The organism is Hyalangium versicolor (assembly GCF_020103695.1).
GTDB classification, from domain to species: Bacteria; Myxococcota; Myxococcia; order Myxococcales; family Myxococcaceae; genus Hyalangium; species Hyalangium versicolor.
In genome coordinates, this window is the sequence record NZ_JAHXBF010000043.1 from 38,785 (window position 1) to 60,459 (window position 21,675).

General features: G+C 63.5%; 17 protein-coding genes. 13 read left to right on the forward strand and 4 right to left on the reverse strand.

Annotation, left to right across the window (positions count from 1 at the left end):
• Positions 1–129: 129 nt before the first annotated feature.
• The 11 genes from KY501_RS48990 to KY501_RS49040 all read left to right on the forward strand — a co-directional run bounded on the left by KY501_RS48990 (position 130) and on the right by KY501_RS49040 (position 13,404).
• On the forward strand, positions 130–1,932 hold the full coding sequence (locus KY501_RS48990) for a DNA polymerase (RefSeq protein ID WP_224372328.1): 1,803 nt from the start codon (positions 130–132) through the stop codon (positions 1,930–1,932).
• A 45-nt stretch (positions 1,933–1,977) separates the two neighbouring features.
• Complete coding sequence (locus KY501_RS48995) at positions 1,978–2,907, forward strand: helix-turn-helix domain-containing protein (RefSeq protein WP_224372330.1); 930 nt, start codon at positions 1,978–1,980, stop codon at positions 2,905–2,907.
• Between the two features lie 52 nt (positions 2,908–2,959).
• A complete protein-coding gene (locus KY501_RS49000) occupies positions 2,960–4,321 on the forward strand; it encodes a tyrosine-type recombinase/integrase (RefSeq protein ID WP_224372332.1) in 1,362 nt (453 codons plus the stop codon).
• 844 nt (positions 4,322–5,165) lie between these two features.
• Entirely contained in the window at positions 5,166–5,411 is a 246-nt protein-coding gene (locus KY501_RS54490; RefSeq protein ID WP_224372333.1) for a helix-turn-helix domain-containing protein, read from the forward strand.
• Between the two features lie 134 nt (positions 5,412–5,545).
• Positions 5,546–6,727: a pyridoxal phosphate-dependent aminotransferase gene (locus KY501_RS49010; protein WP_224372334.1), complete on the forward strand. Its 1,182-nt coding sequence runs from the start codon at positions 5,546–5,548 to the stop codon at positions 6,725–6,727.
• On the forward strand, positions 6,724–7,827 hold the full coding sequence (locus KY501_RS49015) for an inosamine-phosphate amidinotransferase 1 (RefSeq protein WP_224372336.1): 1,104 nt from the start codon (positions 6,724–6,726) through the stop codon (positions 7,825–7,827). Before KY501_RS49010 ends, KY501_RS49015 begins: the two co-directional genes overlap by 4 nt.
• A 99-nt stretch (positions 7,828–7,926) precedes the next feature.
• A complete protein-coding gene (locus tag KY501_RS49020; protein ID WP_224372337.1) occupies positions 7,927–8,424 on the forward strand; it encodes an HIT family protein in 498 nt (165 codons plus the stop codon).
• A gap of 17 nt (positions 8,425–8,441) precedes the next feature.
• Positions 8,442–9,143: a hypothetical protein gene (locus KY501_RS49025; protein ID WP_224372339.1), complete on the forward strand. Its 702-nt coding sequence runs from the start codon at positions 8,442–8,444 to the stop codon at positions 9,141–9,143.
• A gap of 170 nt (positions 9,144–9,313) precedes the next feature.
• A complete protein-coding gene (locus KY501_RS49030) occupies positions 9,314–11,560 on the forward strand; it encodes a hypothetical protein (RefSeq protein ID WP_224372340.1) in 2,247 nt (748 codons plus the stop codon).
• A 39-nt stretch (positions 11,561–11,599) separates the two neighbouring features.
• Positions 11,600–12,199: an NUDIX hydrolase gene (locus tag KY501_RS49035; protein ID WP_224372342.1), complete on the forward strand. Its 600-nt coding sequence runs from the start codon at positions 11,600–11,602 to the stop codon at positions 12,197–12,199.
• Positions 12,200–12,444: 245 nt separating this feature from the next.
• Positions 12,445–13,404, forward strand: a complete 960-nt coding sequence (locus KY501_RS49040) for a putative PEP-binding protein (protein ID WP_224372343.1) — start codon at positions 12,445–12,447, stop codon at positions 13,402–13,404.
• 362 nt (positions 13,405–13,766) lie between these two features.
• Here the strand turns inward: KY501_RS49040 and KY501_RS49045 are convergent, their stop codons facing one another.
• The 4 genes from KY501_RS49045 to KY501_RS49060 form a co-directional block, all read right to left on the reverse strand.
• Positions 13,767–14,132: a serine/threonine-protein kinase gene (locus tag KY501_RS49045; protein WP_224372345.1), complete on the reverse strand. Its 366-nt coding sequence runs from the start codon at positions 14,130–14,132 to the stop codon at positions 13,767–13,769.
• A gap of 44 nt (positions 14,133–14,176) precedes the next feature.
• Positions 14,177–14,968, reverse strand: coding sequence for a serine/threonine protein kinase (locus tag KY501_RS49050; protein ID WP_224372347.1), 792 nt, complete (start codon positions 14,966–14,968; stop codon positions 14,177–14,179).
• A 482-nt stretch (positions 14,969–15,450) separates the two neighbouring features.
• On the reverse strand, positions 15,451–17,445 hold the full coding sequence (locus KY501_RS49055) for a serine/threonine protein kinase (protein WP_224372349.1): 1,995 nt from the start codon (positions 17,443–17,445) through the stop codon (positions 15,451–15,453).
• Positions 17,446–17,467: 22 nt separating this feature from the next.
• Entirely contained in the window at positions 17,468–18,373 is a 906-nt protein-coding gene (locus KY501_RS49060) for a DUF2381 family protein (protein ID WP_224372350.1), read from the reverse strand.
• A gap of 1,694 nt (positions 18,374–20,067) precedes the next feature.
• On the opposite strand from KY501_RS49060, the gene KY501_RS49065 reads away from it, so the two are divergent.
• Positions 20,068–20,292 (forward strand): helix-turn-helix domain-containing protein, encoded by a 225-nt coding sequence (locus tag KY501_RS49065; protein ID WP_224372351.1) that lies wholly within the window; start codon positions 20,068–20,070, stop codon positions 20,290–20,292.
• Entirely contained in the window at positions 20,289–21,476 is a 1,188-nt protein-coding gene (locus KY501_RS49070) for a tyrosine-type recombinase/integrase (protein ID WP_224372353.1), read from the forward strand. Before KY501_RS49065 ends, KY501_RS49070 begins: the two co-directional genes overlap by 4 nt.
• The last annotated feature ends 199 nt before the right edge of the window (positions 21,477–21,675 follow it).

Genomic DNA, 21,675 nt, shown 5'->3' on the forward strand with positions numbered 1-21,675 from the left:
GGGTGAGGCACGGGCCGTAGTGCCCGGAGAGGAGGCCTGTTGCGGATGTGACGGGGCTCCTCTCGCCCTTGGAGAAGGTCGCATCGTCGAGGTGCGGCCTCTACAACTCGCCCCAGGAGGAACTGCACGATGCACAAGGCCATCAGCTTGAGTGCGGAGATGGCGGAGATCAGGAATGCCGTCGAGGGGGCTCGCTTCCTCGCGGATGAACTGGCGACAGGCGGCCTGGAGGATCGGAAGCGCGAGCTTCAAGCCCCGCTCACCATCTCGACCATCCTGGTCCTGGTGGAGCTGCGGCTCCATCAGGTCGAGCGCGTGCTGCGGGGGGAGGAAGACCCGCTGCTGCTGTGGGCGCCTCACAACGACGTGTCCCCCATCCAAGCCGAGGATGAGGAGCACGACCTGGTACTCCGTTCGTGGAGCGAGCCAGCAGAGGACGAGGAAGCATCAGCCCGGAAGAAGGCATCGCAGTCCCTCGCGCAGGGGTCCAGCACCCTGGCGCCTCCGAAGTCCAGGCCACGCCAGATCCGGGATGCCCTCATCCTCGGCTTCGACTTGGAGTGGGACGCACACAGCCCAGAGCGCGACCTCCTGTCCGTGCAGCTTGCTGGCCTCCTGGATGGGACACTTGTATCCGAAGTCCTGGATCCGCCGGGTCCACTCCTCAACGTGGAGAGCTTCACCCGACTGGTGCGCGAGTTCATCGCCCGGCACGGGCTCAAGGTGCCCGTGCGACGAGGACAGCCTCGCAGGGCGTTTCTCGTGGCGCACTTCGCGGCGGCGGAGATCTCGAAGTTCAAGGATCCGGTGGGCGACCTGATCATCCGCACCATCGGCAAGGCCGCCCACGCCACCTCCCGGCCCGTCCATCTCGACGACGGCGAGTGGCAGATCGCGGTGGTGGATCTCTTCGCCTACTTTCCCGTGGGCCTGGACAAGGTAGCCCCGCTCGTGGGCCGCGAGAAGCTGACCGTGGATCGCACGGATCTGGGGCGGCTGCGGCAGGAGGATCCAGAGACGTTTCGTCGCTACGCCGTGGCCGATGCGGAGATCCCACTCGAAGCCTTCGTGCAGTTCCGCGCCCAAGTGCTCCACCGCTGGGGCGTGGACCCGCTGATGTACCCGTCGCTGGCCTCGGTGACGGCCGCTGCCTTCCGCTACGGTCCTCTCACCAGCACGCCCGGTCCGGTGGAGTACGAGACGGAGGGCTACCAACGGCGGACGGCTCGCGGGCGGTGGATCGCAGGGGAACGAAAGGCCGCCCGATTCGTCGGTGACCGGGCTGTCCGCATTGCAGCCCTGCGGGCCACCCACGGTGGCCGGGTGGAGGTCTTCACCCGTGGCTTCTACATCTCTCCCCTGGTGGAGCGTGACGTGGTGTCGTTGTACCCCAGCGCCGCACGCCTCCAGCCGCTCCCGTACGAAAAGACTCATTGGCGCCAGGTGAAGACGCTGGAGGAGATCCGCGACTTGGAGGGCTTCGGGCGCTTCCAGTTCAAGTTCCCCAAGGGCACGCGCTACCCGGTGCTGCCGGTCAAAGGTGCGTCCCAGTTCTACCCACTCTCCGGCCAGACCGATGCCACCTTCGCGGAGGTGCGCGTGGCCATGGCGCTGGGAGCTGAGCTGCGGATCCTGGAGGCGTACGGCTTCGTGCCGGGACAGCGCGAGCGCGAGCACGACGTAGGCAAGTACCTGGAGGCCCTCTTCGTGGAGAAGTCGGCGGCCGAACCAGACAGCCTCCAGTACCGGCTGGCGAAGGACATGATGAACTCCTTCATCGGCAAACTCGCCCAGCACGAACGTGGCGGAGGACTGCTGGTGCTCGAGACGGAGAGCCGACGAGTGGGGTTACCGCCTGGAGTGGGCGCAGCCATGCGGTACTCCCGCGCGCTGCGGGAGGCCATGCGAGTGCCCAAGCCCGGACCGCTGTAAGCGCCGGAATGGGCCTGCCTCATCCTTGGCCGAGCCCGCGCCATCATGGCGGAGTTACTCCAGCAGGGGGCGGTGCTCATCTCCACGGACGCACTCGTGTGCGCAGCGGACGCTGACTTCAGCGGACCCGCGCTGACGGCGCTCCAGTCCGTAAGCAGCGACTTCCCGATCAAGCACGAGGCCGATGCCATCTTCACGTCACGCGCCCGCGTCTACGGCCTGCTCCAGCGGGTGGAGAGCATCCGCCCCGGTGAGCGTGTCCTCGCCCAGGATGCCACCTGGGCCGTGGTGCGCGTGGCCCGCCACGCCTCCATCGAGTCCAAGCCTGAGTTCGCCGAGACGATCCTCATGTGCCTCCAGTCTGGCAGCGCGGAGGCCGCTCCGGTGCGCAAGCGCAAGCGCCTCATGAGTGCGGAGGAGACCGTGCGCGTGGGGAAACGCATCAACGACGAGGTGGAGGAGGAGGGACGCACCCTCTTCCGGTGGGATCACAAGAGGCGGCTGAAAGACCGGGACGTCAATCCCTTCGTGGCCTGGAGCGACACGCAGCCCTACGCCTCCGGTCAGCGCAAGGTCGGGGCAGACCGCCAGCGCAAGGTGCGTGCCGGGCAGGCCCGTGAAGAGCTGGCGCCGCTCATCCGCACCGAGGTGGCTCAGATTGTACGCCGCCATCTGAGTGAAGCACGGCAAGATTATCATCAGCCCGTGCAGTCAAAGCTGCCCTTGATGACCGTGAAGGAGATAGCCGCCCACTGCGGGGTTACTGAGCAAACGGTGCGGGACTGGATCAAAGCGGGATACCTGCCAGCGCGCAGGCCAGGAGCAGGCCGCATCTACCGCATCCGCCGCGAGGATCTCGACGCCTTCCTACTCAAGCGCCCGCAGATACGAGGCGAAGCAGCCCCCGACGTGAGCGAGCAGGTGGAGCGCATCCTTCGCCGCGTGCGGGGGAAGGCAAGAAACGAGGAGGGCTGAGTGTTCATGGAGAGGAGGCGCTGCGAGGCGTCCCGTGTGGAGACACATCTGAATGGGAAGCATCTACAAGAGAGGCAACAAGCTCTGGCTCCGGTTCAAGGGACCAGACGGCAAGTGGACCCAGAGCCCGAGCGGTTTCGAGAGCGGCCAGGAGAAGCAGGCGCGTGAGGCCCTGCGACAACTCGAAGATCGGATCGCCGCCAACGTGGAGTTCGGCGAGCCGGAGAAGGGGCCCGTCACGGTGGCGCGATATGCCCAGCGCTGGCTGGAGCAGCGCCAAGGACTCGTGGCGGGCTGGAAGACGGATGAGTCCCGCCTCCGGCATCACGTCCTTCCCCATCTCGGAGAGATGGCGCTAGAGGACGTGCGGCCCCGGCACCTCGTGGACCTCTTCCGCAAGCTCCGGGTTCAGGGCACCGTGGCGCCGAAGACCCTCCACAACATCTACGGGGTGCTCAAGGCGCTCTTCCGGGATGCGCACCTTGCGGATCTCGTGACGACATCCCCCTGTATCCTCACCGAGCACCAGCTCGGCGAGAACGTGGACAAGGACCCTGCCTGGAGGGCCACTGCGGTCTACACACGCGATGAACTGGAGGCGCTCATCGCGGATCCACGCATTCCACCCGACCGGCAGGTGCTCTATGCCCTTCAAGGCATCGCGGCTCTCCGGCACGGCGAAGCGGCTGGGCTGCGGTGGCAACACTACGATTCGAGCACGCCCGTCCTGGGACGGCTCGTGATCGCCACCTCCTACGACAAGGGCCACACCAAGACGAAGCGGACCCGGTACATGCCCGTGCATCCCACGCTTGCAGCGATCCTGGCGGAGTGGAAGCTGAAGGGCTGGCCCGAGATAATGGGCCGCACCCCGACGCCCGAGGATCTCGTGGTGCCCATGCCCCGGCCCACGAACCGGGGACCACGGGTGGAACACGGCCGGATGCGGACGGACCACCACTCCTACAAGCGACTGGTGAAGGACTTGGAGGTGCTGGGCCTGCGGCACCGGCGTGGTCATGACCTGCGCCGGACGATGATCTCCCTGGCCCGCACGGATGGTGCCCGGAAGGACATCCTCGAACTCTGCACGCACACGCCGCGCAAGAGCGGCAGCGCCATCGACCTCTACACCACGTTCCCGTGGGAGGCCCTCTGCGCCGAGGTGGCCAAGCTCAAGGTCCAGCGCCACGAACGCAGCCAGCTCGTCCGGCTGCCCCTCGCGGCCTCGGCCGAAAAAGAAAACCCCGGCTCGCCTGATGGCGCCCGGGGCCTTGCTACATCCCTTGCTACAGTCTCCCGGAAAGCTGAGTCCTTTCCGGAAGATACAGTGTGGAGGCGGCGGGAATCGAACCCGCAGCAAGGCGGAAGCAAAACCCCAAGCAGGTCGCGCTGTTACCGGCTAACGCCTTGATCTCGCACAGGATCGTTCCCCCGCTCCGTCCCGTCTCGTCCCGTCTCGTCCCGTTCAATTCCCCGCTGGAGGGTCACACTGAGGGCACATACGACCCCACAGGGGCAATCCGCTTACGAGCAAGCGGCTTGCGTTCCCCGGTCTCCCAGGGCTCACGAGAAGCCTGTGGGACGAGGACGGTAACATGTGCCCTGGCGAGGTAGAGCTGGGGAGGGGCAGGCGGAGAAGCGGGAGTGAGCGTACCGGCGGAGGCAGCCAGAGGGACCAGTGCTGTACGAGGCGGTGAGGGACCACGTTGCCACACTGCTGGCGGAGGCAGGCGAGTTGGGACGCGGCCTGTCCCGGTCAGCGGCCCTCCTCGGCCCCTGCGCTCCTATCTGCCACAAATCAACAGCCTTTCCATTCTGCCTATGCTCTGGAGGACTACAGCATGCTCTCCGGGCACTAGGTACGGCGCTACTCGAACCGAGCCCACCCGGACTAACCAGCCGCCACAGCCGCTGTTGGCGCTTGCGCTCGGGCCAGGGACAGCGCACCACAGGGCGGGGCCTCTTGAGTCGCGCGCTCAGCGCGGCCAGGGTGCGTCCCATCTCCATGTAGGGTCGCGCTGGACGGCCGACGCCACCGCGGAGGTGGCACACAACATTTGGTGAGGCTGGAATGGCTGCTGCAGCGCCACCCGCACCTCTCGCTGGGCGTGGAGGTGTTCTACTGGGCTAGGTGGACGTGGACGGGCGAGACGGTTGACGGCTGTCAAGGGCTCCTAATAGCCTACATTCTGTTGTTGCCGCTTGCGCCACCTTCCGATGGACGGGGGGACGGGCGCGACGCATGAGGGGGACAAGTGCCGAACCCTGGCGAGAGGACCAAGTGGCTCACCGATGAAGTCGCGGAGCATCTCCTACTGAGCCGCTCAAAGATCTACGAGATGGCGCAGGCCGGTGAGAGCCCGTGCTCCAACCTTGCCGGTAGGTGGCGCTTCATTCAATCGGAACCTGACCAGTGGATGATCCAGCAGTGGCTTGCGAAGGGACGGAAGCACACCGGGTATGATCCGCAGGGCACGCTGGACCAGGAGCGCCAACGATGACCTCTGGGCACGCTTCCTCGAAGCCTGCGCGATCAGCAATGATGCCTCAACGAGGCACTCGTTCGCCTTCGAGGGCAATACCCCCACGTTCTGGCTATGCCGCGGATGATCCGAACACCATCCCGGGTTTCCGGATGTTTGCCCTCGATGAAGCCGCCCGACGCCACAGCGAAGCGGGCAGAGATGTCATTCTCCTTACCCTTGGGAAGTCCGATCTGCCGCTGCACCCAGAGATCGTTGCTGCGATAACACGTGCTGTCAGCGACCCGGACCGAAGTTCGCTTGTCTTTCCCGGGGGATTGCCAGAACTCCGGGAAGCACTTTCTGCGCGCTATTCTGCTCTCGCAGGACAAACTATTTCGCCCTCCCGGATTCTCATTGATGCAGGAACGAGTAGCCTGTACCCAAACCTCCTTCGCATTCTGGGGGCAGCGGGTCATGAGGTTGTGATTCCCAAGCCGTACTATCCGCTCTATCGCGTTGCCGCGTCCCTGGTTGGCGCTTCCGTCGCCTACTACAATATCGACCTGCGAACAATGTCCATCGACGTTGATTCAGTTCGGGACGCCATCACGACTGCCACGCGGGTTCTTGTCGTCAATTCTCCGGGCAACCCCCTTGGCAATGTCGTGCCTCAGGACGACATGGTGGCTATCTTACGTCTTCTTCCTGCAGACGCCTTTATCCTGTTCGATGAGATCTACGAGAATGCGCTATTCTCCAACGAATCGCCCTTGGCGCCCATGCTTCTTCATGGCTCCGCCTCAGCCTCGTCGCGCGTAGTGATAACCAACTCATTCTCGAAGGGCTACAGGATGTACACGAAACGGGTCGGCTGGTGCGTCCTTCCGCAATCGCAGTCGGAAGCAATGCTCTCGGTCCTTCAACATACACGCTTGACCGTCGACCCTTCCGTTCAGTATGGCGCAGTTGAAGCGCTACGCCGGGAGGATGAGGTACGTAGTCTGCGGACGATACACGAGGCACGTTGGAAGCATGCTGTCGCCGCGTTCTCACCGCTTTCGAGCGTTCGGCTGCTGCCATCAGCGGGCGGCTTCTACTGCACCCTGGATTGTACCGAGTTCGCCAGATTCAACGGCTTGGCCTCAGACTCTGCGCTTGCCCTAGATATCCTTTATCGCACAGGCGTTGCAACCGTGCCAGGCGAGGACTTCGGTCTCCCTGGAATGCTTCGTCTATCATTCACGTCTAGCCGGTTTGAGGAGGCCGTGGATCGTCTGCGGGACTACTTCGGTGGGAATGCGACTGGAGCGATAGACGGTCACATTGGCGCGAGAAAAGGGGCAGTCCCATGATCGACCCACCGGCCTCTTCGCGCCACATTCCCGCCCAGTCGAAGCCGGCGTCGGCATGCCGAGTATGGAGCTGCAACGAGTGGGATCCGCTCGAGGAGGTAATCGTCGGCACCCCATGGGGTGCGAGGAGGCCCACGCCGGACGTGAGCACGCAGTTCCTTCTGTACCCCGATCGCCCCCTTGATTCCCTGCCAGACGAACCCTTTCCACAGCGGGTCATCGACGAAACCGAAGAAGACCTATCGCGGTTCTGTGGGGTCCTTGCCTCGCACGGTGTCACGGTCCATCGCCCGGGCCCGCACGACACGGACCTCCGGTATTCTACCCCCGATTGGGCTGCGCATGGGTTCCATACCTACTGCCCGCGGGATGTACTCACCGTAGTGGGAAATCGGATTATTGAGTCGCCATGCGCCATGCGCAGCCGGGCGTATGAGTCCATGGCGTACCGCAGCATACTCGTCGACTATCTGCGAACAGGGGCACGATGGTTCAGTGCCCCAAAGCCCGCGCTACGCGATTCTGCCTTCAAGTCGCTGTCGGCGGGAAAGAGGATTCCGCATGACGAAGAGCCAATCTTTGACGCGGCCAACGTCTTGCGGCTGGGATATGATCTCCTTTACCTAGTGAGCAGCAGCGGGAACCTCCTAGGCGCACACTGGCTTCAGACGGTGCTAGGTGACGAGTACACCGTCCATTGTGTCGAGGATACCTATTACGGGTGCCATATCGACTCAACCTTCGTCGCGCTCCGCCCAGGCCTTGTTTTGTGCAACCCTGCCCGCGTTCCACGTGAGAAGGTGCCCAACGTGTTCCGAGGCTGGGAGGTTGTCTACAGCCCGCCAATGGCGAACTCCCGGCAAGGCAGTGACTGGTCAATCGCAAGCGACTGGATTGGGATGAATGTCTTTAGTATTAGCCCCTCTGTCGCCGTCGTGGACCAAGATCAAGGGCCGTTGATTTCGTTGCTTGAGAAGCATGGCCTAGATGTCATACCGCTTCCTCTTAGGCACGCCCGAGTGCTCGGCGGCGGTTTTCATTGTGTCACGCTGGATGTCCGCCGTAGGGGTGTGCTTGAGAGGTACGGCGATGCACTGTGAACCATGCGCGCAGGATCGGGCTGCCTTGCTCGCGTCAAGTTGGTCCGGCGGCGCGGTACGGAGCACCGCCGGGCGCGTTACTGCTGTAGACGTCTCTGTATGGTGTTTCTCGACCGAGCCGTGATGGATCGGCGAGACTGCCACAACGCTGAAGAAATGGAAAAGGAGCACAAGATGGTTGATAAGTGCATTCTGTGCGAGCCTGCGCCTGAAGCGCTCGTGTACCACGGCGATGATGGTGTCGTGCTTGTCGATGGGCCGTGCCGCCCGGGGCACGTTCTGGTGGGGATCAAGGGACACTACCCCGACCTCCACGATGTGCCGGCTGACGCGATCGCGAGCATGATGCGCCTAGCGGTGAGGACGTCCAAGGAGATCGTCACTCGTACCGGAGCGACGAAGACCTATGTGGTCGCCGTCGGCGATAAGGACAGGCACTTTCACGTCCACCTCATTCCGAAGATGGCTGCGGATCCGTCGCTCGGGCCGCACGTCTTCAGTGAGAAGGGATGGGCCTCGTTCCTGCCCGCCAAACTCGACGAGCAAGAGCACCGGCGTGTCATCCAGGAACTTACGCGCTCCCTCAGGGGCGCCTGAACTCCGGGATGTATTCCATGAGAAGCAAGGAGCGCGAAGCCGTGCCGTCAAAACCGGACGGGGATGTAGCGGGCGACGACGACCGCGTCGTCAAGCCTTCGTGTACCTTCTCCTTCGTCGGGCTCTTGGACGGACCGACCGGAGCCGGGAAGTCAGCGGCCATCGAGCACATAATGAGGCGGCACGGCGCCTCGTGCGTTGTAGGTGCCAAACTCACGACAAGACCAAGGCGCCCGACGGATTCGGACTGGGAATTTCAGTTTGTGGACGGCATTCCAGAGCACCTGCGAGAGTTCAGATATTCAAGCGTCGGCTGGCAGTACGCTATCGATGTCTCTGAGATAGAGCATACGCTCGAAAGCGGGCGCTCATACTTCACGGTTTGCACGGACCCCACCGTTATCCGACTCCTTCGCCGCCGCTTCCCTGTTATCGTTGTCTACGTACACAGGCTTCTCTCTCCCCAAGAAGTGGCGGTGCTGCTGGAAACACGTCAAATCAAGGGACCAGAAGAGACGCGCCTACGATCCACCGAGCTCGAAGAGGCACTGTCTCGGTACGCCAAGAACATCGGACTGTACGACTTCGTCGTACTGAACGTTGGTGGCGTGTCCAATCTCTATAAGCAGGTCGACTCCATACTGTCGGAGTGTGTCGACCGCTTCGCCGACCCAGGGCCCCTTCGCGTCGCGCAAGATAGCCGAGGAGAAAAAGAGTGACCCGACCTCGCTCACTCCTTACGGGCGAAGAGGTCGCGAAAGCGCTGAGGGACCTCGCTGCGCTCTACGTTGAAGGACAGCGGCCGACTCCCAATTGGGACGAGTGTCGCAAGCGCATAACCCATCCTGACTTGCTCAGCGTATTGACGAGGATTGCTGGCGGCGCCCGTTTGATCGACGCACTTGTCGAACGTATTGGTTCCCGAGACGGAGTCCTGGCTACTGTCTTCTTTGGACCGGTGGCGCAGTCCGCTCGAGTCGCCGCTGCGGATGGTGCGGTGCATGCCACCGACGGCGTGCGTCAACTGCGTGTCGTGCTTGCTAGTTATCCTGCGGGTGCCAAGGCGATGGTTCCGCCGGTCACGCCGACGGCTCCCAACTCTCGCTCAAGCCGCCGCAACACCGATCGTGCCAAGGCAAAGGGTTCGCCAGTCGCGCCGACGGAGGCCACTACGTCCGTAACGGTGGCTACTGACTGCACACGATACCACTTCTCGTATTTGGCGCCTAGGAAGGTTGCGCCGGAAGCCTTTCTCGACCTGGACATTGATGAGCTGGCTGCCGAGGTGGCGCTCGTCGGCTCGGTATGGTCGTCCGTCTTTCCGTCTCACCGATCCATCCTCACCCGTACAGTGGCCATGTCGGTCCCTCGCGAGGAACGGGGCATACTGTTTGACCAACGCAAGGGGCGGCTCCGTGGCCTGTGGACGGCGCTCCGCCCAGGATTATGCCCGGAAGCGCGTCGCGAAATCCGTGCGCTCGATCGACTGAGGTCTGTCTTTGGTCGTGGTGATGGCCTGCAGCTACTCTCCATTGAAGACTTGCGGCAGCGGCTCGCGCTAGGTGGCGGCTCGGATACAAAGCTCTCCGAGCGTCAGACTGGCGATCTCGTCGTGCGGACATACCAGCCGCCGTACTCCAAGGTCGTCCAGTTCCACCCGGCGGCGCCACTGCAGGGGGCGAGCCGCGGTGACTACGTCCTTTCTTATCAGCCACGTGGTAGCCAAACTGAGTTCTATCGGGAGTTCGTGGTATCTATCGACGACTGGAAGCCGGAGGAGATCGAACTCTACCGGGCAGCAATGGATATCTTGCATGTCCTCGCCATACGCCGTTCCGGATTGTTTCGTCTGGGATTCGCCGAGCGAGTCTATACAGTGCTCATGCCTCCAGCCCTACTGACGGATGGGTCACGCAACCACGGAATCTTCTTCGCTCCGTGTGTGATTCTCTATCAGGTCCCTCAGAACAGCACCTTTCGCCGCACGTTTACCATTTCTTATATTGCCATCCCCGTTGAGCTTGATGCCGACAATAGCGGCGAGAAGCCTGTCTCACCGCTTTCTCGGATTAGGGGACCCCGCGCCGCCACTATCGATGAGCTGCGAGCCCTTCGAAGAGACCTGCGCGCCCATGTGGTCCCAGACCATCGCTCAGGCGAGTCGCCACTGAGAGTGTTGGGTCCGCTGGCAGAACTTCTCGGCACCGATGGCAGGCGTTTGACACTGCCGCAGATGCTCCAGGAGGTTGGGGAGTTCATCGCTCGACGCATCATTGCGAACGGAGATTCCTCCGACGCATCGACCGCTGCTGCGATGATGCTCACGGCAACGGTAGAGTCAACGCTCAGCGCCATGCTTCTCCAGGTAGAGTGGTCGCCGCCGACGGGCGCAGCCCAGCCCTGGGAGGACTGGCTTATCACGGGAAAGGACAGAGCGTTCGCCGACAATGTGTATAAGTTGATGTTCTACGAGGACTTCATGTCCCCGCGCTCTGGGTACACATCACGTCGTGGTATTGACCTCGCACGCATGCTCGTTGGGAACACGCTGCGAACAGACATGAACGGAATGTCCTTCTTCGACCCGACGGATGAGTTGAAGTTGATTCTGTATCCGCTGGACCGGGAACAATACCCGAATTACTCGATTGTTCGCTGGATGGCATTCTCCCTATACTCAGAGTCCGCGCTTTGTTCTCTGCATGGAATGATACAACTGTTCTATGTCGATCTTCATCGACAAAGTGACTTGCGACGCGTTGTCGAAACCTTGGGCGAGATGACCGAGAGTTTCGCCGAGCTCTACGACCTAGATATTCGACGCCATCTTTACCGGCAGGAATATGAGAAGTTGCGCGAATTGGCAAAGATTGACCGCGACTACGCGTTTTTAGTAGAGAAGTTTGGCTCGGTTAAGGAGGACGCTTCGTTGCGAGAGCAGCGTCTCTTCAACAAGCTCCTGGTGGCGTTTACGGTAGCGACCACCAGCATCTCGATCATAGGTACTATTGCGCAAGTGTCGCAGTGGACATGGGGCCGGATCCTAGCGGTAACGATACCTGTGGCAGTTGCGCTGACCGTCGTCGGATACGTCACGTTTGATTGGGTGCGGAGACTTCTGCCGCGGGGACGGTAGGATCCGCCTCAAGCCGTAGCAGGCACAGAGGAGTTGCTCATGGCATTTAGTCGTCCACCATCCGCCCAGCCAATACCGACGGACGCAAAGCTTGTGTTTCGTGGTGTGCTGTTTGCTGTCTATCAATGGGAACAGAGACTCTACGATGGCTCGAAGGTCGTGTTTGAGAAGGTGCGACGCCCGGATACTGTTGTGGTTGTTCCTGTTCTGCCAGACGGCAGGGTTCTTTTGACACACCAGGAGCAGCCAGGTCGTGATCCATTCATCGGCGCGCTCGGTGGACGTGTAAATGAGGGCGAACTACCCGAAGAGGCGGCACGTCGGGAACTCTTGGAAGAGAGCGGTTGCGAGGCTTCCGAACTCAAGCCATGGTTCGCTGTTCACCCGACAACAAAGGTGGACTGGGTAGTGTTTGCGTTCGTCGCTACTGGGCTCAGGCAGACGACCTCTGCGGATCTTGATCCGGGGGAGAGGATCAAGCTTGTTCCAACGACGTTCGATGACTTCCTCACATTAGCGCACGATCCTAGGTTCATCGAGAAGGAGATGGTCCCGTTGCTACTGGAAGCCAAGTACTGCGAGAGCAAGCGCGCGGCTATGCGGAGTCTTTTCGGGTGCCCCTTGAATGAGGATCTGTAATGAGTGCGTATCAAGGACTAGGACTAGGCTTCGGAATGGCATTGGGCCGCGTGGAATATGCCGGGGAGGGAGGCGAAAATCGAGCACAAGGAGAAGCTGTCATTCTTAGCTTCCGCGTCGCGCCAAGTGTTGGTGAGTTACTGAGGTATTTCAGTGTACCCCGGCCCGGAGCCGTGATCCTCCCAGAATGCAGTCCCTACTCTCATCTGGCCTGGGCACTCAGCTATGCGGGTGTCCCGGCCCTCGTGATTGATTCAGCGACGATCCGCCCAGGGGAGGTGGCGTACTTAGACGCCACTCGAGGACTTCTGGCGTATCCGGTGTCGGAGGACCAAAGGAGGGAGTTCGAAGTGGCCTTGGAACAATGGGAAGGGGATGTTCGCCTGAGGGCGAAGAGGGCACGGTTGCCGGCTGTGTCGAGATCTGGGGTCGAAGTACAGGTGTTGGCTCAGATCCTCTACAAGGAGGATGTGCTCGTAGCACTGGATTCCGGCGCGGATGGTGTCGGAGAGATCAAGGCGGAGCTACTCGTGGATACCGAATCGAAGTCCGGGTCTGCGGCCGAACTCGTGCATACGATCAGGACAAAAACTCCTTGGAAGGAGATACCGATCCGGTTATTCGATTTCGACAGGGAGAAGCCGGACCCGACGCGTGGCAGGTCGCTGCATGATGGGCCGATGGGTGTTCGTGGCGTTCGCTTGCTTGAAATGGAGGAATCGCTGATGGGGCGATTCCTGGACCTGTTAGAAGGCGTGGAATGCGAAGGCATCGTGATTGTACTGCCTATGGTGACGCGACCCATAGAAGTGGTGCGCTTTCGCGAGAGACTGATGCGCCGACGTTTGAGTGTGGGAGTGTTGGTGGAGACTCCCGCTGCGGCTGTGAATATCGAGAAGTTTCTTTCGGTGAGCAGGTACTTCGAGATCGGTGTCAATGACCTCACGCAATTCACAATGGCCTGGGACCGCGCAGTTGCGCACCCCGATCTGCTCCCGGTGGACAGGCTAGCTGATCCCGTTGAACAGTTGGTGACGCGCGTTGCAACATCTGTAGCACGGGTTGGGGGATTCGCTTCGCTGGCAGTGGACCTAGCACCCAGTGCGGAGTTGGCGCAGCAGGTCATCCGCACGGGGGTTAGTGCGATTGCCGTTCCCCCAAGATCGATTCCGTTGTGGAAGGAAAGGATTCGGCTTGCAGGGTAGGGAACGGTAGATGATGTTGCCATCAGTGGGCGCGAGCGCAAGGTCGCCGAGTTCAATGCTTGGCAGCCGCCCGAGTAAAAGAGTGGTTGCCTGCGGACACCGCGCTGCTCTCGGATGTGACGGACCCCAATGCCCCGTGTGACCATTGCTCGCTGCTCGCAGAACACCTCGTCGCGCTTCTCCACACGAGAACTCAGGGTAGCGGGTAATCGGCGCTGCCGGCTCTCGATGTGCCGAGGCAGACGGGAGGGTTTGTAGTTGCGCTGCGTGAGGCGCCGGGAGCGTGCAGCGGCGGGAGGTTTCGCGGGGGCTCTGGGGCTCTTCGCATACGGAACCTGCGGGCGTTGTCCTGTCGGACGGGGCTACGGGGGAGTGCCCCGCTCGGTGATGATGTCCTCTTCCGCCACCATGGCGGGCGGTAACTGGCTCTCGTTCGTGGGCCCGAGAACGCCCCGGCTCGTGCTGGCCCCTGCCAGCGAGATCAGAACTTCCTCTAGCGCCTCCTTGGGCCCGTAGGGTTCTCCCAGCGACGCGAGGCCTGCCCGCAGATCGGCTCCCACGTCAGCCGCCGACTGATAGCGATCCTCCGGGTTCCGCTGGATCAACTTACGGACGATGGAGCGGAGCGGATGCGCCAGAGGTTCGGTAATCGCGTCCACGTCCTGCAGGGTGAACGTAGCAGCCCGCAGGATGCAGTCTTCCGCATGGTCCGGTAGGTCTGCCTCCATGGCCGTGATCGCAGCGTCTAGAACCTGTGCCTTGATCTTCTTCGTTAGAGCCTTCTCCAAGTCGCTGGGCCGTAGGTGGGCCATGCTGTAGAGGTGGCGCCATGTGTGGCCAGTTCCAGCAGCACCAACCCCAGCGAGAACAGATCCGAGCGCGGATCAGTCTCCTCGCAGAGCAACGTCTCGGGAGAGCAATAAAACACGTCGCCTTGAGGGCGCGGCAGCGTCGTTGCTACTCGGCCCGGGAGCAGGGAGCGCGCGCGGGCAAAGTCCGTCAGCATTACCCCTCCCTCTGGCTCCAGGAAGATGCGGGCAGGGCTCAGGTCCCGATGAACGATGCCCAGCGGGGCGCCATTCTCGTCCTTGCAGGTGTGCGCGTAGTGCAGGGCACCCGCAGCCTCTGCGCCCACGTAGAGACAGAATGCCGGGGATAGGAACTTCTCGCGCATCTGCGAGTAGGTGATCAGGGAGTTGATCGAGGTGCCCTCTACACGGTCAGACACGACATACAAAACGCCCTGGACATCATAGGGCCCGAGGATGCGGACGATCCTCAGGTGTTGCAGGTAGGTGGCGAGGTGCGCCTCTTCACGAAGCCGGGCGCGCATCCTCTCCAGCGTTTCAGGCTCATCTGACGACGTAGGCGGCAAACTGCGGACGATGACCTCCCGCAGGCGCTTCTTCGCTGTGCGTTCCCAGGCTGGGACGGTCATTTCCCCAAGCCTGGATTGCGCCAACTCTTCGACCAACGGACGCGACAGATCCACCTCATACGAGAGATCGCCATGAGAGAAGAGAATCACCCCCGGGACACTCCAGGGCTGCCGAGAAGTAGCCATGCGGGATCGACTCCTGGCAGCGCGAGAGGAGGCGCCGCGTATCGGAGCGAAACACTACCCAGCATGTGCCAGGGGATGGAATGACGTTGAAGGTTGGGAGCGGAGCGATCCTTGGCTACAGCGTCAGCGGAACACCCCAGCAGGCGAACCTGGACGCTCGGGGGCTCTACAGGTCCATAGGTCCAGCAGGTGAACCTGGACGCGCAAGGACTGCACCGGGCCCAGCTTCATCTGTCCGACGCGCGCGCTGCTTGTCCGACGCGCGGAGGCTCCATGGGCCCGCAGGCGAGCCTAGACGCGAGAAGGCTGCACCTAGCCCAGCTCCACCTGTCCGTCGCGAGCGAGCTGCTTGTCTGACGCGGGCGCGCTGCCTGTCCGACGTGTGGGGGCTCCACGGGCCCAGCAGGCGAGCCTCGACGCGCGAGGGCTGCACCGGGCCCGGCTTCGCCTATCCAACGCTCGCGTGCTCCACCTAGCCCGGTTCACCTCCACCGCTCAGCGGCCCACGTACTAGACACCTTGTCTCCTATGGCATGGCCGGGCTTCGAGCCCTCTTTCTTGGGTAGGCCCAAGTCCTCCGAACCATCTACCAGTTCGAGGCAGATCGGCACGGTGCGCCCACCTGGAAGGTGGGCACGGAGGTAACGGCCATAGATGCGATCTCCCGTCGTCCACAGGTGCCCGTCTAGCCGCATCCCCGCAGGCGCCTTTCCCTCTGGGTCGATCAGCGCACCCGTGACGGGCCCATCCTTCCAGACGGGGAAGGGTTGCTCGCGCTGCTCCTCAACGCTCCCCTTGGTCACGTCCAGCAGGATGAAGGGCCCATAGGAGCCCACATCCCAATCTAGCTCTTGGTCCATTGCCTTGATGGCGTCGTCGGGGCATGGCTCGGGATCCGGGCGCGTCTGCACACCGGGGCAGCCTGCTTGAAACCACGCGACAGAGGCCACCAGCAGCGCGCACCTCTCAGCCTTCGAGAGCACTCGCCGACGGCTGGCCTTCTGGACCTGCTGCGGGTTGGGTACGCCGTTGGTGAGCGTCGGGGAGTTGTCGGGCAGCTTCACGGAAGGGCTCGCCTCCTTCTGGGTAGGGAGAGGCGAGGCTAACTGAGCGGGGCGGCTTGTCGGCTTTTCGGCCAGAGTGCTGGAGGCTGGGGGTTGATCTGCCGGTGCGCTCCTGGCCACGGGGGGCCGCTCGGGTTGCGCTGGCTTATGGAGCAGGGAAGCGGCCACGACTGCCGCGAAGACGGAGAGCGCCAGCGGCGCGACGAACACCGGACGCATCCCCGCACGGCGCGGGTTGCCCTGTGCAGCAACCCCCGAAGCATGAAGCACGGGCGCCGCGTCCGCTGGCCCCACCTGCACCGGAGAAGGCACGGGCGCAACGTCCGCTTGCGCTACCTGCACCGGAATAGGTGCGGGCGCCGCATCCGCTGGCTCTGGAGCTACCTGCACCGGGAGCGGATCGGAAGGGATCGGCTTCTCCGGGCCCTCGGGTTCTCGCGCTTCGACTGGTACCGGCTCCCCTTCGGCGGGTTCTCGCGGTAGCAGCGCGGATGCCGGGTGAATGGGGATCTCGTGCCAATCGGTCCCCTCGCCGCGCACCAAGTCCAGCAGCGGGCGCCGCGCATCCTTGGCCGTCGCGGGCCGCACTTCCAGGTCGCGACTGATCAGCTTCATCGCGTAGGCGCTCAACTCCACCGGAACGCGCCCCTTGGTTGCCCGGTGCGGGGTGGGAGGGATCACCAACAGGCCATTGAGCGAGGGCCGCCCCTCGCTGCGTTCCGGTGTGGGGTCCGTCAGCACGTCGTAGAGGTTGGCTCCGAGCGCGAAAATATCGTCCGTTGCCTTGAACGTGTAACGGGCCCCGTGCTTGAGGCGGTTTTCATCCCAGAAAGCTTGAGCCTCGGGGCTGCGGTTGCGCGGCGTTCCAGGGGGTAGCGGCCCGTTCGTCAATTTATCGGCTGTCGCGTAGTCCGCCGCTCCAAAGTCGATGATCACCGGCTCGCCGTCCTTGGTGACCATGATGTTTCTCAGGCTCAAATCCCGATGGAACACGTTCTTGGCGTGCATGTACTCCAAGGCGTCAAACAGCTTGAGGAACAGGACGGCGACTTCATGCGGCGTCGGGTTGGTCCGCTCTACCCAGCGGGCGAGCGTGTAGCCGTCCACGAACTCTAGAACGATGTAGTGGAAGCCTGAGAGCGCACCCGGCCACCGGCCTTGCCCCAGCATGCGGATGATGTGGCGGTGGCTGAGTTGCTGGAGACATGCTGCCTCGCGACGCGCGCGCGCGTCCGTCTGCTTCGGATCAAGGCTCCGCTCTGTCTGACAGGCCACCTTGAGCGCGAAACGCTCGCCGTCCTTCTCCACCTCGTAGACGACGGCATACCCGCCCCGTCCGATGCGTCGGACAATGCGCCAGTCGCTCACCATCTGGCCGGGCTTCAAGTCCAAGGGATCAAAATCCGCGAACATGCTGGGCACCTTTCGCCAGTGGCTACAGCCTCACCTGGGGAACGGACAGACAGCGGCTCCCGTCACCGTTGCACACCCGCACCGTATGCGGCGCACTCAGCCAGTCTTCGAGTCTCTTACGCTTCGGCATCTCCGCTTCCACGGCCACGATCACCACACCGCCCGGGGGGATGGCTGCTTGCTCAGAGAGCACCGCGCGAGCGCGGCGCGGCTCCCCTCCTGCGGGCGTTACTTCGGCCCACGCAGGCGTCCACGGATCTCCCCCGGTGTTGCTCACTTCGAGGACAACCACGCTCCATGTTGTCCCCCCGAGGCCCCAACACCGAACGGGGCGAAGTTCGCTCCCGCGCGCGTTGAAGCACTCGCGCCTAAACTCTCTACCCCTCATGCCCTTCTCGTTCACGTAGCCCGCGAGCGCCACGGCTACCGGGCTCAATGCTGCGGGCCGTGCCTTCAACGCCTCCAGTTCCTTGGCTTGCGCCTCGCACCGCTCGCGCGTGGCGGACAGTTCCACGCGGCACGCCTCGACGGTCTGCTGCGGGCGGCTCACGTTGACCAAGCCATCCGCCGTGCCCGGCTGCCCAGTCAGCAGGAACACGACACTTGATGGCGAGCCGTCGCGGTAGGTGACTCGCAGCGCGAGCCGTTCGCCAGACCCGAGCGCCACTGCGGGCGAGAGAGTCACGCCTTGATCACTCACCTCGAATACGGCGAACCGGGCGCGGCCCTCCACCTGGACAGACTCACGCACGATCGGAGCGCCCAACAGGATCGCCGTGACGGTGCCAGGCGCGACGTAGATCAGCGGGGACTCGCCGGTTTTGCCTGTGAGCACGACGGAACGCCCAGCGGGGGCGGCCTGTGCCGTCGCGGTGAGGCCCACCAGCAAAGAAGCGAGCGCAAGACGTGGGGTGAAGGGTCGGAACAAGGCGGGGGAACCTCCCGGGTAGGCCCCCAGAGTAGCAGACAGGAGAGTGCCCCCGTGTCGAAGTCAGGCGCCCTCCATGCGCCGGGCGCCCGTGTCCTTTCCGCGCGCCCTTTATGATGGACCCACCGCACACGCCACGGCTCCCAGCAGGCCCGGCGCGAGAATAGCGCCGCGCTGGTTCCCGGAGCCCTTCGGATTAGCGCTCACCCCCCGCCCTTTCGCGCCGCGCGCCGCGCCCTTTCGCGCTCCCTTTCGCGCCATTCCGCGCGGCAGTTTCTCGCGCCCTTCCGCGCCCAGCCGTGGAGCATGAGACACAGCAGGCACACGGCGAAATGGCGCCCCGCTGGCTTCTGGGTGTCCTCTGGATTCGAGCCAATCCGCGCGCCGCTCGTCGGACAATCCGCGCGGCAATCCGCGCGTCGCTCGTCAGCCAATCCGCGCAGCACTCCGCGCGCCGCTCGTCAGCCAATCCAGCGGCAATCCGCGCGCCGCTCGTCGGGCCATTCCGCGCGCCCTGTCCTAGGCGCCGCGCCTTCCAGCAGACCCGCCTTGACTGTGGCGCCGCTGTCGTGTCCGGGCGTCCTTTGAACTTCACTTCCGCCGCGCTTGCCCGTCCATGCCAGCGCGAAGGCATCGCACGTCACTCCGCCACATCCAGCGAGCGAGCCCCGGCGCGCGCTTCACGGGCCCAGCAGGCACGCCTAGACGCGCGGGGGTACCACTGGGCCGGCTGCACCCGTCCGACGTGCGAAGGCTCCACGGGCCCAGCAGGCGAGCCTGGAGGTGCGAAGGCTCCACGGGATCCGGCTGCACTTGTCCGACGCACGCGCGCTCCAACAGGCGAGCCTGGAGGTGCGAGGGCTCTACGAGCCCACTGCACCCGTCCGACGTGCGAAGGATCCACGGGCCCAGCAGGCGAGCCTGGACGCGGGGGACTCCACGGGCCCACCGCACCTGTCCGACATGCGAGGGCTCCACAGGGCTCAGCAGGCGAGCCTCGATGCGCGAGGGATCTACGGGATCACGGGATCCGGCTGCGCCTGTCCGACGCACGCACGTTCCAGCAGGCGAGCCTGGACGCAGGGGGCTCCACGAGAGCCCACTGCACCTGTCCGACGCACGCACGTTCCAGCAGGCGAGCCTCGAGGCGCGAGGGCTCTACGGGATCCGGCTGCACCTGTCCGACGCACGTGCGCTCCAACTGGCCCAGCAGGCAAGCCTCGACCATGACCGCTGCCGTCGATCGGCCCCACCACGCCACGCTCGTCTGGTGTCCGTCCGTGCTCCGCGCGGAAACAGGGAGATTGTAGGCATCTGCTGGGGTTCGTCTGGATACGCCGGAAATTGCCTGAATACGCCCAATGTCCAAGCGCGCCGCTCTTGTGCACCTTGAGCGCCATGATTCACGTCACACCAGCCACCCGACAGCAGCCGCGAGGGGCATCCTCTCTTCCCACCTGGAAGGGGCGCGCGCGGACCTGTCCAAACCTGCCCAATGATGCCCACCTTTGCCCAGCGCGGCCCGTCGCGTTGCCGGTGCTCGGACAGGGCACACAGAACCATCAACGACGGGTCAGCCACGGCGATCGCCCTGGGGGGCGCGGGCCCGTGTACAGCACGCTGGGCACTCTCAACAGGACCGCCCATGCTCCAGCGGCGCGATCCACCGCGTCGATGCAGCAGGGGGAGCAGCCATGAGCGCGCCCTCTATGACTGTGAGCAACGCGCCTGCCTTTCTCACCGTGGAGGAGGCCGCCGAATTGCTGCGGGTGAACCGGAAAACCCTCTACGAGGCTATCCGGCTCGAACAGGTGCCCGGCGTCGCGCGCCTGGGGCGTATTCTCCGCATCCATCGGGACACGCTGCTAACATGGAGCCCCGGTAACAGCAGGCCTGCGCTCGGAGACAAGAAGCCATGAGCGTCAGACTGCGGCAGTGGAAGACCAAGGAGGGCAAGGTGCAAGAGGCGTGGTGGGTGGACGTCAAGTACCAGCACCCAAGCGGCAGGGTGGAGCGCATCCGCAAGGCTTCGCCCATCAATACCCGCAGGGGTGCCGAGGAATACGAGCGTCAGATCCGCCATGCTCTCCTGACCGGCTCCTTCGGAAAGGAGAACAGCGCGGGCCGAGTCCCAACCCTCGGGGAGTTCGTTCCGCGCTTCCTGACGTACAGCGAGAACAACAACAAGCACTCAAGCGTCGTCACCAAGCGGCAGATCCTGGATGACCACCTGATCCCCGCGTTCGGCAACATGCCCCTTGATGCCATCGGTCCAGCGGAGATCGAAGACTTCAAGGCGGCCATGCGTAAGAAGCCCTCTGGCGCCAGAGCCCGGAAGGAAGCCCCCACGCGGGCGGCCCTCCTCAAGCGCAAGGGCTCCGGTGCGGTGAAGTTGCTCTCACTCAAGTCGATCAACAACGTCCTGACCGTGCTGCACAAGTTGCTGGCACTGGCCCAGGAACAGGGCGTGCTCCAACACGTCCCGCGCGTCAAACTGTTCAAGACGGACAAGCCCGCCTTTGACTTCCTCACCTTCGAGGAAGCTGAGCAACTGATCAACGCCACTGAACCGGAGTGGCGGACGCTGATCCTCGTAGCGCTCAAGACGGGGCTGCGGCTTGGGGAACTGATCGGGCTCCAGTGGGCAGACCTGGACTTGCAGCGCGGCAAGATCAACGTGCGCCGGACCATCTGGCGCGGTGTGGTGGGGCTGCCGAAGGGTGGACGGGAAAGAACAGTGGACCTGCCCGCGTCGGCTGGCGAAGCACTCAAGGCGCACCGTCACCTGTGCGGCCCTTACGTGTTCTGCCAGCCGGATGGCCAGCCGCTCACCGCTGGGATGCTCAAGCACCCGCTGCTGCGGGCGCTGCGCATGGCGGGCATCAGCCGTTCAGAGGGCATCATCGGGTGGCACGATCTGCGGCACACCTACGGCAGCCATCTTGCGATGCGGGGCGTTGCGCTCAAGGTCATTCAGGAGTTGATGGGTCACGCCACCATCGAGATGACCATGAGGTACGCGCACCTGTCGCCCGAGGCGCGGGAGAGCGCGGTGCAGGAGTTGGATCGTCCCATCCCCCAGCCGCGCGCCGCTCTGGGCTAGAGACGCCAGAGGGGCACACTGAGGTCACATGATGAAAACGAGGACAAAGAAAAACCCAGCAACCCTGTGAGATTGCTGGGCTTCTCGGGATGGAGGCGGCGGGAATCGAACCCGCCGCCGGGAACATCCGGCCAGAATGTAGCAAGGCACGTCGCGGCGGCGGTGGAAGTCTTGGAAGGGGGCAACCCAGCTCAGCCCA